Source organism: Brevibacillus fortis (assembly GCF_046196545.1).
Lineage (GTDB): Bacteria > Bacillota > Bacilli > Brevibacillales > Brevibacillaceae > Brevibacillus > Brevibacillus fortis_A.
This window is the reverse complement of record NZ_CP176370.1, coordinates 1,773,815-1,786,966: the sequence shown is the minus strand read 5'-3', so window position 1 is coordinate 1,786,966 and position 13,152 is coordinate 1,773,815. Positions and strand designations below refer to the sequence as shown.

Below are 13,152 nucleotides of genomic sequence, written 5' to 3'. Positions count from 1 at the left end.
GGCATATTCAAAAAGAAAAACAGGTCCAACTAAGTCGGACCTGTTACGCAACTACCTCGCGCTTGTTCTCAAATTTCTCATAGCTCTTCTCTTGCATGATCGTCTTTAAGATCTGGACACTTTCCCAAACCTCTGTATAAGTCGTATAGAAAGCAACGGGGGCTAATCGGATGATGTTTGGTTCACGGAAGTCAGGAATAATCCCCGCTTCCTTCAAAGCCTTGCATATACGTATGGCCTCGTCGTGCTCAAGGCTGACATGCCCACCTCGGCGATCATCCTGCTGTGGGTTCGCAATCGTAAAGCCCATGTCTGCCAGCTCCACCTCGATCAAATCCATCATGAACCGCGTTAACCCGAGCGACTTGGTACGAAGCTTTTCCACGGACACCTCCTGGAACATTTCCAAGGAACCAAGCAGTGGGGCGAGACTCAGCATATGTGGGGTACCAATTTGGTAAGCGCCCGCACTTTCGCATGCATCCAGCGTATGGTCCATGTCAAATTGCTTATTCTTTTTCGAGCTGAACCATCCCGCCAATCCAGGAGTCCTGCCAAAATGCTTGCGGTTGACATATAGACTGCCCACACTTCCAGGCCCTGCATTTACGTATTTGTAGTTGCACCAGTATGCAAAGTCTACTCCCCATTTGCTGAAGGAATGCGGGATCGCGCCTACAGAGTGACATCCGTCAAAACCAATCAGAATACCTCTCTCATGTGCGGCTGCTGTCAACCGTTCGATATCGAGCAGCTGACCGCTGCGATACAGAACCGTCGGGAGGACAACCAGTGCTACTTCATCTGTCATGGCATTAATTATATCCTCTTCCTCGATCAGGCGGCCATCTCTTGACGCTACCCGAACCAAATGCTCTTCCGGGTCCAGCCCATGGAGCTTCATTTGACTCTGGAGTGCGTATATATCGGTAGGGAAATCCAGCTCGGTGGCAATGATCTTCGTCCTCTTCCCAACCGGATGATAGAAGGTAGCTGCCAGCTGATGCAGGTTGATCGTCGTAGATCCCGTGACGATCACTTCCTCTGGGCTTGCCCCTACCAATGCTGCGCTCATCTCTCCCAATTTCTCCGAGAAGAAAAACCACGGATGATTACCCGTTGTCCAGCCTTCCACACCCAGCTCCTTCCAAGACTGCATCATATCCATGACGCTTTTTTCCGCTCTTTTTGACATGAGGCCAAGCGAGTTTCCATCCAAATACAGGCTCGGAAGCAGATAAAACTCTTCGCGAAAGCTCGCGAGTTCGTCCTGTGCATCCAATTGCTGTGCGTACGTTTTCGTTAAGCTGCTTGATTGAGACATAGCTACCTCCTCAGCTTGTTCTATCGTTACTCCTTATTATAGGCTGAATTTTCAAACAAGAGAATCCCATTCGCAAAAAGAAAATCCCATGCCACCTACGACACGAGATTTTTATCCAAGTATAGTTGCGTTAACCAAATGACTAGCAAGATTTGCGCGATGCAAAAGAGTGGGAGCAGGATGAGAAAAGAGGTATGCTTGGTCTTATGCCGTTGAATAAGCATGCCCTCAAGCGCTCCGATCCCTCCTCCTAAAAACGCGACCAGCAAAAGGCTCAGTTCCGGAACCCGGAAACCTTTTTCTTTCGCCAGACGCTTGTCTGTCTGCATCAGGTAATAAGCATAGCCATTCAGCAGTAAAGCTCCTGCCGCCAGTACCCAGATATTCGAATTGAAGTATCCTACCAAGAGAAGGACCCAGCTAATAACGAGCACCAACACGAAATTGCGGCGGTGGGCAGCTAATTGTTGATGGTACATTTCTTATTCTCCTTTTGCCCGATATGCCCGATTTCCCATAAAATGCTTGCGTACGAAGAATACCACAACCAATACAACCACGATCACCAGCAAAGCGTAGAAACCGTATTTACGGATGACTTCGATAATTGCTTCCACATTATTACCGAATACATGGCCGAGAAAGTAAAAGCCGATGGTCCAAACCAACCCGATCGGATATGACAGCATCGCATAACGACGGAATGTCATACCGCCCAGCCCGACCAAATAAGGTACGACATGACGGACAACCGGAAATAAGTAGCTAATGCAAAGAGCAGTAGTTCCATACTTCTCCAGCAAGCCCGTTGATCGATTCACGGCGTTCCTCATTTTCTCGGTTTTGCACAGCCATTGCAATATCGGTTTCCCAAAGTACTTTCCAAGTAAAAAGCCAATCGTCAATCCGGAGGCAACCCCTAAATATCCCGCCAAAAAAGAATACCATGGGTTTAGCATGCCGATGGAGGCAAGAAATCCTCCTGTAGCGACAACCAGCTCATCGGGAATCGGCAAACCGACAATCCCCAGCCAGAGCAGGAAAAAAATCGCTACGTAGCCGTATTGCTCTATGATTGACATCAGCAGGTCGACTTCCATGAGGCAAAATCCCCTATCCTTGCCACAGTGCGGTCATTTCTTGACATACTAGCAGCTATGGCATCGCACGATATCTGACTCTATGTATTACGTATGAACCTCAAAAAAGGTACTTGTTTATTTTGCAATAGATTCACGTATTTTATCAAGCACAGATACGCCAGACGACTCTATCATGATAGATGTTTGAGCGCTTCACGTCTGGACAAACTCGCGAGTGGTGTCGCTTCTACAAATTCACGTACGGCGCCGGGATTTGTTTTCGCATACTCTCTCAACGCCCAGCCGATTGCCTTCTGAATAAAAAATTCTTTGGAATCGGCGCATCTTTCCACCAAGGAAAAGAGTAGCTGGTAATCTGTCTTGTCTTTGTATGACAACTGAAATAAAATCGCCGTTCGTTGCAGCCACATGTTTGTTCCATTCATCCAGGCTGTCGTATTCGATTCGGTCAGCTCGGGATGCAAGGCAAACAATCTGCCCGTTGTATGGGAAGCCAAATAATCTACGGTATCCCACCACGATTTTGTCGTGATCAGTTCGACAACGAACGGGAGATGATCAGGGGTGAGACGCTTTTTGGACTTCTCGAGTACGTCAAGCGCTACATACTGGTACTCTCGCGCTGGCAAAGCCCACAAGGAACGAACGACCTGCTCCCAATTTTCGGGAAGACAATCATCTCGAAAGATTTGTTTGGTCAGTTCTTTGCGCTGTGGTGATTTTATCCCCAGCCACATTCGAATCACCATGTGCACGCAACAGTTCCTCGACAGCCTCCGTATACTCGCTTGCGTTCATCTGCGCCTCCTCCACCCAACTCATCTGATAATCCGGTGGTTTAGCCTGCTACTTGGACGTCCTGTTTGACGACAGCAAAAGCATTTTGCTCTTCATCTTTGTACGGATAATACACGACAAGTGTAAAATCCCCCTCGACAAACTCACCTGTCTCCATCCATTTTTCAATGTCAAAGGTCACCTTGGCAGTCAGCGTGTGCTTGAAGTAATCTTTTTCCAACGCAGCATGTGCCGCAAAATCATCGCGGAGTCGATCACGCTGCTCGGTTAGGACAGCGAACGTCTGCTGCATCTCTTCTTTGTCCATGACATCCTCCCACCACAGCTTGCGCGGGCGATGCTTCTGATTTCGCAGGAAATCGAATTTCATCATGCTGAGCACATGCCCCATACCGTCCACTTGCTTGAATTGCAAAAACTTCTGCAAGCGCATGAACAAATCCTCTAATTGATGACCGATTCGGCTCCAGCCTTGATTTTCCCAATAGTCGCCAAATGCCTGGAAGAAGTCAAAAGCCGTTTCGAACTGATTCGCCAACAGCCACTCCACTGTATAGTCCATCCGGTGCGCATTCCAGTACTTTTCCAGAATGTCTTCTACACGCTTGATTTTTTGCATGTCATCAAAGGAAAGGACGTTGTTTCCCAAAATTTCGTAAGGAGCCTCATCCATAAAAACGTAGCCGTGATTAGCCGCACGCGCACGAACACCTGTCCCGCGCAGCATTTTCAAAAAGCCGAGCTGAAGCTCTTCCGGGCGTAGACCAAACACGTCATTGAAGGTTTTGCGGAAGGATGCATAATCTTCCTCAGGCAAACCAGCGATCAAGTCTAGATGCTGATCGATTTTTTTCGAATCCTTGATCTGTGTCACTGTACGTGCAAGGCGATCGAAGCGCTGAATCCGCTGAACAAGGCGGTTGGTCTCATCATTCGTAGACTGAACCCCAATCTCGAAGCGGAAAATGCCTGGCGGTGCGTTCTCGGTCAAGAAGTCGAGTACGTCCGCGCGCAAAATGTCTGCTGTGATCTCGAATTGAAAGACCGTGCCATTGTGGTTGTCGATCAAAAACTGAAAGATTTCCAACGCATATTTTTTATTGATATTAAACGTGCGATCCACGAACTTGATCGTTTTGACGCCGTGATTGATCAAACGCATGAGATCTTCTTTTACTCGTTCCAGACTGAAATAGCGTACGCCGTCTTCAATCGAAGACAGACAGTATTGGCATTTGAACGGACAGCCACGGGATGCCTCAAAATAGACGACGCGGTTGTTCAGCTCGTCCAAATGGTCCGCGTATGGTGAAGGAATGCTGTCCATCTCTTCCACTTGCGCACGCGGCATAGAAAAACGCACGTACTCCTCTTCGCGATAAGCGATCCCGGCTACATCACGCAGGCGTGGAGGCTGCTTGGTTTGCAATGATTCCTGATACACCTGCAAAAGCTCCAAGAAGGTCTGCTCCCCTTCACCAATGCAGATGACATCGATTTCAGGATGCTTCTTCATCCATTCATCCGCATCGTAGGTCACTTCTGGCCCCCCGAGGATAATCGGAACATCCGGGCAAATCTTTTTCAGCGTGCGCATGACACTGAGGGTCTCGCGAATATTCCAGATATAACAGGAAAATGCAACGACATCCGGTTTGCGCTTGTGTATATCTGCTACTATATTTAACGTCACATCGTTGATGGTATACTCCACCAGCTCAATCGAAGGAAATGCTTCCTGGGCATAGCTTCGCAAATAACGCAAAGCAAGTGAGGAGTGAATAAACTTGGCGTTTAAGGTCGATAGTAAAATCTTCATGGATGGGTCTACTCTCCTTGCAAAATTCGGCACCAAAAAACCATCTGCAATCGATGGTTCATGGTCTGACCGATCTTTTTCCTTTCGTAACAGTACCATACGAGACTACTAACGGCAAATCGTTAACGGTTTAATTCGCGCACCACATGCCCCAGCTCTGGCACGATCAACCGATTCATCGCCAGTCGTACCGCACCTGTCGAGCCTGGCGTGGAAAAAATCATTTTCCCTTTCCGTGTCCCTGCAATCGCACGACTGAGCATCGCCGCGGAACCGATGTCTTCTGTAAAGCTCAACATCCGAAACAGCTCGCCAAATCCCGGCATTTCCTTATCAAGCAAGCCAGAAACAGCCTCAAAGGTATTGTCTCGGGGCGAAATGCCCGTACCGCCATTGAGAAGAATGACTTGGACGTCGTCATGTGCGATTCCCGCTTCGATCGCCGCAATGACCTGTACAGGCTCGTCCTTAACAATTTGATAAAGAGCAACACTGTGACCTGCTTCAGTAAGTAGCTGCTTCATTAACTGTCCACTTTTATCTGTATCCTCTGTCCGAGTATCGGAAACGGTAATGACCATGCATGTGACTTGCTTAGGCGATAGCGCCTTGTGTTCCTGCGTACTCATCCGTCATTTCCTCATTTCTTCAATATATATCTTTTTCTCATGATACCATGTTCGGGTGTCCAATACCCTCGTCGTTGGGGCAACAATTTCTTCACTCCCTATACCCGAGATGCTTCGCTTTCCTATATAATGCTGATGACTGCTATTTTTTAGACAGACAAGGAGGCGTGCGCGAATGCCAGAGCGACCTTATTTTTCTTTTCATTTCCACAAACAATCGCACACACCAATCTATGTACAACTCGCTGAACAATTAAAAACAGCGATTCTGCGTGGTGCCTTTCTTGTAGATGGACAACAATTGATTTCACTGCGAGATATGAAGACAATTAGCGGCTGCTCGTTGGAGACAGTCAAAAAAGCATACGATCATCTTGCGTTGGAAGGCTGGCTGGAAGCCGTGCACGGCAAAGGCTATTACTTGACGCAGCTTGCCAAAGAGGCTCGTTTGGAAAATCGCCTCCCGCTCACAGATATTCCGATCGCTTCCCTGGCTGATTCCTCCCCTCGTCCAAGCGAAGAGCTGGTGAAACGATTGCGTGGTGCTTTTTACGAGAGCCTGACTGTATTGGATGAACCTTCTGCGAAGAAAAAAATTATGCGAACGCAGGCTACCAAAGTTTTCGCAGACCATCTCAGCCGCAGGGGACTGCCACACTCACCTGAACGCCTTCTGCTTTTTAACAGGAGCACGAGCGGCTTCGCCTTTCTAGCACAACGCATCATGAATGCACGCGATGTCGTCTATGTGGAGGAGTATAGCTATCCCGTATTCCTGCGCTTACTGAGCCAGTGCGGTATTACGGTTCGCCCGATCCGCATGGATGAAGAAGGCGTCTGTATTCAAGCCCTCAATGAAGAGCAGGAACATTACCCTGCCAATTGGTTGTTGATTAACCCGCATTACCAATTCCCTACGGGCATCAGCTATTCATTGAAACGAAAGGAAGAGCTGCTCGAATGGGCACAGAATCATAACGTACGTCTTATTGAAAACGATCATTATGGCGACCTCTGGTTTGAAGAGCCGAGCGTTCCACTGTACCACATGGCTGCCCAGGCAAAAAGCTCTATCGAGGTCTACTATTTGCATTCCTTGTCCAAAACACTGGCTCGCGACCTGCAATTGGGCGTGTTGATGCTTCCTTCTGATTTATCGGATGATGAATTGGAGCGCTACAGTCAGCTTGTTTCCATGACCGGAGCAGAACCTTCTCTGCTCGTCGTAGAGGCAGCTGTTCAACTTCTCGATGATCCTTGGTTTTACGAAGAGTTTCTGGCAGATCGACGTGCCCTATTTCAGGCCCGCTTCCTGCGACTCTGGCAGGAAAGACGGCAAGCACTCCCCGATCACGCGCGGATGTTCCCCATCTCAGGCGGCTTAAATACGTGGATCAAATGGGGTACGCCAACCGCAAGAGCAACCGAACAGGAAGAGAAAGTCGTTGCCATTCTTCGGGAGGAAGGTCTCGAACTGACAGGCGGCCATGCCTTTCGTGTAGCGGATGAGCCTGCCGATATTCTGCGCTGCCCTGCTGTCCGTTTCCCGCTTGCACCACTGGAAGAACGAGAGTTAAAACATTGGCTTCACCGATTGGGTGCTGCTCTTCTTAGGTAAGTTTTTCAAGGGAAATGCCATACTAAGAGATGGATTTCCCTCCTTCCCTTACACTAGACTCGAAAAAAGCCGAGGTATAACCTGCTATGATTAAAAAAATCGTAGAAAAGCTTCACCTTGATCCACCAAAAACGCTTGTGCTTGGGTTTGCCTTGATTATTTTCCTGGGAGCGCTGCTTTTGACACTCCCGATCGCTACAGTTGATGGACTTGGTCTGAATTGGCTGGATGCTCTGTTTACGGCCACCTCTGCTACGTGTGTGACAGGCTTGGTTGTGGTCGATACTGGTTCGACCTTTACGACCTTTGGTCAGCTCGTTATTTTGTCGCTCATTCAAATTGGCGGTCTCGGATTTATGACGTTCGCTACCTTTTTCGCACTGATTATGCGTAAAAAGATTTCCTTGCGCGAGCGCCTTATTCTGCAAGAGTCTTTGAATCAGATATCGATAGAAGGTGTCGTACGCTTAGCTAAAATGATTTTGATTTTTACTGCCCTCACTGAGTTTATAGGTGGTGTGCTTCTCTCTATTCGTTTTGCCTTTGATTTTCCTTTGTCAAAAGCGATCTACTTCGGCTTTTTCCATGCGATTTCTAATTTTAATAACGCTGGCTTTGACCTGATGGGCGAATTCGCCAGCTTGACAGCCTATGTGGAGGACCCGCTCGTTAATCTCGTCGTCTGTTTGATGATCATTCTTGGCGGTATAGGCTTCATCGTTGTGAGTGAGTTATACGATTATCGCATTAACCGTCGATTGTCATTACATACGAAAGTGGTACTGACAACAACCGGTCTCTTGATTTTTGCGGGCACTGTGCTTATCTTCATTTTGGAGTACAACAATCCGAAGACCTTGCAGCCCCTTTCCATGATGGGCAAAGTGCTTGGCTCCTTTTATCAGTCGGTTACACCTCGTACAGCAGGTTCGAACACATTGAGTATCGGGGATATGTATCAGTCTTCGCTTTTCCTCATTATTATCCTGATGTTCATCGGTGCTTCTCCTGGCTCGACGGGTGGCGGTATCAAGACGACGACATTTGCCACACTGATTGGTGCTGTTATTGCCCAAATTAAAGGAAAAGAAGACGTGATCTTCTTCCGGCAACGCATCCTGCCTCACATGGTCTACAAATCGCTGACTTTGACGATGATCGCCCTGTTCATTGTACTTGTCATGACGATGGTGCTCTCGATTACGGAGACAACCGCACGATTCGAGATGATCCTGTTCGAGGTCACTTCCGCGTTTGCTACGACTGGACTATCCATGGGGCTGACCCCTCATCTGACTCCGATCGGGAAAACGTTGATCATAGTAACGATGTTTGCTGGTCGGTTGGGACCTCTCACGATTGCCTTTGCCCTTGCACAACGCAAGCAAAAGGAATACTTCCGTTATCCAAAAGGGAAGATCACGATCGGATAAACCATAATAAAAATAGAGAAAACCCTGCCAAAGCACCCGAAGGACTTTGGCAGGGTTTCGTTTTGTGTATGATTTATTGTTTTTGCCACTGTTTGGACAGATCGTCGCGAACCAGTTGACCCATCTCGACTGTACCAATCGCTTTGCTTCTGTCTGCCGCGATATCGCCAGTGCGATGTCCCGTTTCTAGTACGGACCAAACTGCGTTTTCCACCGCTGCTGCCGCTTCATCCATTCCGAGAGAGAGACGAAGCATCATCGCTACGGACAGAATGGTTGCCAGCGGATTGGCAATGCCTTTTCCGGCAATGTCAGGGGCAGAGCCATGAACCGGTTCATACAGGCCAAAGCTGCCTGCTGCCAGACTCGCTGAGGACAGCATCCCAATCGAACCAGTCAGCATCGCTGCCTGATCGCTCAAGATGTCGCCGAACATGTTTTCCGTCACGATGACGTCAAACTGCTTTGGTTCCCGTACGAGTTGCATCGCGCAGGAGTCCACCAACTGGTGAGACAGCTCTACATCTGGATAGTCCGCCGCTACTCGCTCGGCTACCTTGCGCCAGAGGCGGGAGCTTTCGAGGACGTTTGCCTTATCTACAGATACGAGACGCTTTTGGCGTTTGCGCGCAATGTCGAAACCGACTCGAATAATTCGCTCGACTTCCGCTTCATGATAGATGCACTGATCTTCTGCGACTTCACCGTTTGGACCGTCATAGCGTTTTTTCTCACCGAAATAAATCCCCCCGGTTAGTTCACGTACAACGATCAAGTCAACGCCAGAAACGACTTCTGGCTTGAGGGAGGAAGCATCGACCAGAGAGCTGTGCATGGTAGCTGGGCGAATGTTCGCAAACAAACCGAGTGCTTTGCGAATGCCCAGCAGCCCTGTTTCTGGGCGAAGATGCCCAGGATTCTGATCCCACTTCGGTCCGCCAACGGCTCCCAAGAGCACAGCATCCGCTTGCTTAGCCAGCGTTACAGTTTCTTCTGGCAACGGTGTTCCATCCGTATCGATTGCGATACCACCGATCCGGCCTTCTTCACATGTAAAAGTGACACCTTCCAGTTCCCCTACGAGCGTAAGGACTTTGACCGCTTCCTGCATGATTTCTGGTCCAATACCGTCTCCAGGAAGGACGGCGATGCGATAGTTTTTCTTCATCGTTTATCCCGCTTTTCTATACGTAATGGTTTCCGAACGCTGCTGGTTCCTATGATCCTATCCACATTTGACCTATCTTTATATCGTTGCACTGACGGGCGTAGGCTCGCCACGACGCTCCATGATCTTGTTCACTGCCCGTACGTAGGCAATCGCGCTCGCTTCCAGCACATCTGTGCTCACGCCGCGGCCGGTAACGATTAGATCGCCCTGCTGCAGACGGACGAACACTTCACCCAGCGCATCTTGCCCGTGAGTAACGGAAAGGATTTTGTAATCGACGAGGGAGACTTCTTCTCCGGTAGCGCGGTCAATCGCTTTGTAGATGGAATCAACCGATCCATTTCCACATGCAGCTTCTTCGCACACTGATCCGTCGGCACGAACCAGTCGCACACTCGCTGTCGGAACCGAAATGTTGCCGTAAGCGAGCTGTATGGATTCCAGCTGGAACGCTTCTGGTCCGCGAACCATCTTGGAGTCTACCAGGGCGAGAATGTCGTCATCAGTGATTTCTTTCTTCTTGTCGCACAATACTTTGAACGCTGCAAACGCTACGTTTACCTCTTCTTGCTCCAAGTGATAGCCCAGGTCAACCAACTTTTCCTTGAAAGCATGGCGCCCAGAGTGCTTGCCAAGAACCAGTTTGTTCGACTTGAAGCCGACCGATTCCGGACGGATAATTTCGTACGTGGTAACTTCTTTTAACACACCATCCTGGTGAATACCGGACTCATGCGCAAAAGCATTTGCTCCCACGACAGCTTTATTTCCTGGCACGATCATCCCTGTCAAACGGCTCACCAGCTGGCTGGTCCGTGCGATCTCTTTCAAATTCAGCTTGGTCGTCGCCTGGTAATAATCCTTGCGCGTCTCCAATGCAAGCGCAACTTCTTCCAGAGCAGCATTTCCAGCGCGTTCTCCGATTCCATTGATGGTGCCCTCGACCTGCGTAGCTCCACCCTCGACAGCAGCGAGACTGTTGGCGACTGCCATCCCGAGGTCATCGTGGCAATGGCAGCTCAGACGAATCAGATCAGTAGAAGGCACTCGTTTTTTCAGCTCACGGAAAATGTTTCCGTATTGGTACGGCGTCATGTAGCCAACCGTATCTGGAATATTTACCGTAGTAGCCCCTGCCTTGATGACCGCCTCTACAACCTCTGCCAAAAAGTCGATCTCCGTACGCGCTGCATCCTCGGCGGAAAACTGGACTTCCGTAAAGTACTTTTTCGCATAGGTGACCGCTTCCACCGCCCGAGCAAGGACTTCTTCCTTGCTCATGTTCAGCTTGAACTGACGGTGAATCGGAGATGTTGCGAGAAAGACGTGGAGGGAAGCGTTTTGTGCGTTGCGAAGCGCTTCGTATGCCTTATCCATGTCGTCTTTTACGGCACGAGCCAGACTGACGACGGTTGCATTCTTCACCCGTTTTGCAACTTCGGCCACAGACTTTTGGTCACCGGGGGAGGCAGCAGCGAAGCCCGCCTCAATTCTGTTTACGCCCAGCTTCTCGAGTTGAAGGGCGATCTCCACCTTTTCGTTCGTGCTAATATTGACGCCCGGAGACTGCTCCCCATCGCGCAGTGTCGTATCAAAAATCTCAATGGTCCGCATGAACTTTTCACCTCCACATTTTTCCCTACATTTTATATAGATTTTTTACACGGCTATTATTGGCCGATTTTCGCTTCTTCTTTTTTCGTATCTTTGTTGATCCAAGACATCATGCCGCGCAGCTGCTCCCCTACTACCTCGATACCATGCTCTGATTCCAGACGGCGACGGGAAGTGAAGCCAGGACGGTTAGCTTGGTTTTCCAAGATCCAATTGCGGGCGAATGTACCGTCTTGGATTTCAGCCAATACTTTTTTCATTTCTTTGCGAGTTTCATCTGTGATGATGCGACGACCTGTGCTGTAGTCACCGTACTCAGCCGTGTCACTGATGGAGTAGCGCATACGAGCCAAACCACCCTCATACATCAGGTCAACGATCAGCTTCAGCTCATGCAAGCACTCGAAGTAGGCGATTTCAGGAGCATAACCTGCTTCCACCAATGTATCGAAGCCTGCTTTTACCAGCTCGCTTGCGCCACCGCACAATACTGCTTGCTCACCGAACAGATCTGTTTCTGTCTCTTCACGGAAAGATGTTTCGATTACGCCTGCTTTTGTGCAACCGATACCGCTGGAGTATGCGAGTGCGAGGTCTTTCGCATTGCCAGTCGCATCTTGGTAGATCGCGATCAGACCAGGTACGCCAAAACCTTCTTGGTATACGCGGCGAACCAGGTGGCCCGGGCTTTTTGGAGCTGCCATGATTACGTCTACATCAGCTGGTGGCACGATTTGTGCGTAGTGGATGTTAAATCCGTGAGAGAAGCAGAGTGCAGCGCCGGATTTCAGGTTTGGAGCGATCTCGTCACGGTATACTTGTGCTTGACGCTCATCTGGCATCAGGATTTGAACCACGTCAGCGCGTTTGGTTGCTTCTGCTACAGTCAAAACTTCAAAACCGTCTTTTGCTGCAACATCCCAAGATTTCCCTGGACGCAGACCCACAACTACCTTATAACCGCTGTCGCGCAGGTTTTGTGCTTGGGCATGACCTTGGCTACCGTAACCGATGATTGCGATTGTTTTCCCACGCAGTACCTCTTGTTTTACGTCTGCTTCATAATACATTTTTACCATTTGTATAGCCTCCCTAAAAATGTTTAGTTTGAATTTTTATTCTGAAATTTTGCAAATTAAACCGTTGCTGCGGCTGTTACTGGAACAATACTGCGCGCCATCGCTACTGAACCTGTTCTTGTCAGTTCAATAACACCGTAGCTTTGTAATAGTACGAGCAGCGCATCAATCTTTTCGGTGTCACCCGTAACTTGCACGATCAGTGAGCTAGGACCCACATCGACGATCGCGGCACGGAACGGTTCGACAATTCCGTTTAATTCTGCCAGCTGGCTAGGCGATGCCGTCACTTTAATCAGCGCCAGTTCCCGTGATACAAAAGGGTTCTCACTGAGATTCGTGACTGAGATGACATCGATCAGCTTGTGCAATTGCTTCATGAGCTGATTGATTTGGCGGTCATCTCCCCCGGTTGTAATAATCATCCGGGATAGCCCCTGTTCTTCCGTGCCTCCCACCGTAATGCTGTCGATGTTGAAGCCGCGTTGGCCGAACAGTGTCGCCACTCTGGTCAAAACACCTGGTTGGTCGTTGACGAGTACGGAAATGGTATGTTGCTGCATC

The 13,152-nt window shown here is 49.1% G+C and carries 12 protein-coding genes; 2 read left to right on the top strand and 10 right to left on the bottom strand.

Annotated elements, in window-relative coordinates; genetic code table 11:
* Window positions 1-43: 43 nt before the first annotated feature.
* The 6 genes from kynU to ACKKE8_RS09360 form a co-directional block, all read right to left on the bottom strand.
* Complete coding sequence (kynU, locus tag ACKKE8_RS09385) at window positions 44-1,324, bottom strand: kynureninase (RefSeq protein ID WP_409177935.1); 1,281 nt, start codon at window positions 1,322-1,324, stop codon at window positions 44-46.
* A 95-nt stretch (window positions 1,325-1,419) separates the two neighbouring features.
* Entirely contained in the window at window positions 1,420-1,803 is a 384-nt protein-coding gene (locus ACKKE8_RS09380) for a DUF1294 domain-containing protein (RefSeq protein ID WP_409177934.1), read from the bottom strand.
* A gap of 3 nt (window positions 1,804-1,806) precedes the next feature.
* Window positions 1,807-2,424: a DedA family protein gene (locus tag ACKKE8_RS09375; protein WP_409177933.1), complete on the bottom strand. Its 618-nt coding sequence runs from the start codon at window positions 2,422-2,424 to the stop codon at window positions 1,807-1,809.
* A gap of 173 nt (window positions 2,425-2,597) precedes the next feature.
* A complete protein-coding gene (locus tag ACKKE8_RS09370; protein WP_409179087.1) occupies window positions 2,598-3,176 on the bottom strand; it encodes a DNA alkylation repair protein in 579 nt (192 codons plus the stop codon).
* A gap of 89 nt (window positions 3,177-3,265) precedes the next feature.
* On the bottom strand, window positions 3,266-5,044 hold the full coding sequence (locus ACKKE8_RS09365) for a B12-binding domain-containing radical SAM protein (RefSeq protein WP_409177932.1): 1,779 nt from the start codon (window positions 5,042-5,044) through the stop codon (window positions 3,266-3,268).
* Window positions 5,045-5,166: 122 nt separating this feature from the next.
* Window positions 5,167-5,673, bottom strand: a complete 507-nt coding sequence (locus ACKKE8_RS09360; RefSeq protein ID WP_409177931.1) for a molybdenum cofactor biosynthesis protein B — start codon at window positions 5,671-5,673, stop codon at window positions 5,167-5,169.
* Between the two features lie 175 nt (window positions 5,674-5,848).
* Here ACKKE8_RS09360 and ACKKE8_RS09355 point away from each other — a divergent pair, with 175 nt between their 5' ends.
* Together ACKKE8_RS09355 and ACKKE8_RS09350 are read left to right on the top strand one after the other, a co-directional pair.
* Window positions 5,849-7,291, top strand: coding sequence for a PLP-dependent aminotransferase family protein (locus ACKKE8_RS09355; protein WP_409177930.1), 1,443 nt, complete (start codon window positions 5,849-5,851; stop codon window positions 7,289-7,291).
* 86 nt (window positions 7,292-7,377) lie between these two features.
* Window positions 7,378-8,724 (top strand): TrkH family potassium uptake protein, encoded by a 1,347-nt coding sequence (locus tag ACKKE8_RS09350; RefSeq protein ID WP_409177929.1) that lies wholly within the window; start codon window positions 7,378-7,380, stop codon window positions 8,722-8,724.
* 73 nt (window positions 8,725-8,797) lie between these two features.
* Here ACKKE8_RS09350 and leuB read toward each other — a convergent pair whose 3' ends face one another.
* From leuB to ilvN, 4 genes are all read right to left on the bottom strand, one after another.
* A complete protein-coding gene (leuB, locus tag ACKKE8_RS09345) occupies window positions 8,798-9,892 on the bottom strand; it encodes a 3-isopropylmalate dehydrogenase (RefSeq protein WP_409177928.1) in 1,095 nt (364 codons plus the stop codon).
* 78 nt (window positions 9,893-9,970) lie between these two features.
* Window positions 9,971-11,509 carry a 2-isopropylmalate synthase gene (locus ACKKE8_RS09340; RefSeq protein ID WP_409177927.1) on the bottom strand — a complete coding sequence of 513 codons (1,539 nt, stop codon included), beginning with the start codon at window positions 11,507-11,509 and terminating at the stop codon, window positions 9,971-9,973.
* A gap of 56 nt (window positions 11,510-11,565) precedes the next feature.
* Window positions 11,566-12,588: a ketol-acid reductoisomerase gene (gene ilvC / locus ACKKE8_RS09335; protein WP_007728552.1), complete on the bottom strand. Its 1,023-nt coding sequence runs from the start codon at window positions 12,586-12,588 to the stop codon at window positions 11,566-11,568.
* A 56-nt stretch (window positions 12,589-12,644) separates the two neighbouring features.
* Entirely contained in the window at window positions 12,645-13,151 is a 507-nt protein-coding gene (gene ilvN / locus ACKKE8_RS09330) for an acetolactate synthase small subunit (RefSeq protein ID WP_409177926.1), read from the bottom strand.
* Window position 13,152: the final 1 nt, after the last annotated feature.

Excerpts from the sequence above, each read along its gene's own strand:
- ACKKE8_RS09365 (WP_409177932.1), bottom strand. The coding sequence starts at position 5,044 with ATGAAGATTTTACTATCGACCTTAAACGCCAAGTTTATTCACTCCTCA.
- ACKKE8_RS09340 (WP_409177927.1), bottom strand. The coding sequence starts at position 11,509 with ATGCGGACCATTGAGATTTTTGATACGACACTGCGCGATGGGGAGCAG.
- ilvN (WP_409177926.1), bottom strand. The coding sequence starts at position 13,151 with ATGCAGCAACATACCATTTCCGTACTCGTCAACGACCAACCAGGTGTT.
- kynU (WP_409177935.1), bottom strand. The coding sequence starts at position 1,324 with ATGTCTCAATCAAGCAGCTTAACGAAAACGTACGCACAGCAATTGGAT.
- ACKKE8_RS09380 (WP_409177934.1), bottom strand. The coding sequence starts at position 1,803 with ATGTACCATCAACAATTAGCTGCCCACCGCCGCAATTTCGTGTTGGTG.
- ACKKE8_RS09360 (WP_409177931.1), bottom strand. The coding sequence starts at position 5,673 with ATGAGTACGCAGGAACACAAGGCGCTATCGCCTAAGCAAGTCACATGC.
- ACKKE8_RS09355 (WP_409177930.1), top strand. The coding sequence starts at position 5,849 with ATGCCAGAGCGACCTTATTTTTCTTTTCATTTCCACAAACAATCGCAC.
- ACKKE8_RS09375 (WP_409177933.1), bottom strand. The coding sequence starts at position 2,424 with ATGGAAGTCGACCTGCTGATGTCAATCATAGAGCAATACGGCTACGTA.
- ACKKE8_RS09370 (WP_409179087.1), bottom strand. The coding sequence starts at position 3,176 with ATGGTGATTCGAATGTGGCTGGGGATAAAATCACCACAGCGCAAAGAA.
- leuB (WP_409177928.1), bottom strand. The coding sequence starts at position 9,892 with ATGAAGAAAAACTATCGCATCGCCGTCCTTCCTGGAGACGGTATTGGA.
- ilvC (WP_007728552.1), bottom strand. The coding sequence starts at position 12,588 with ATGGTAAAAATGTATTATGAAGCAGACGTAAAACAAGAGGTACTGCGT.
- ACKKE8_RS09350 (WP_409177929.1), top strand. The coding sequence starts at position 7,378 with ATGATTAAAAAAATCGTAGAAAAGCTTCACCTTGATCCACCAAAAACG.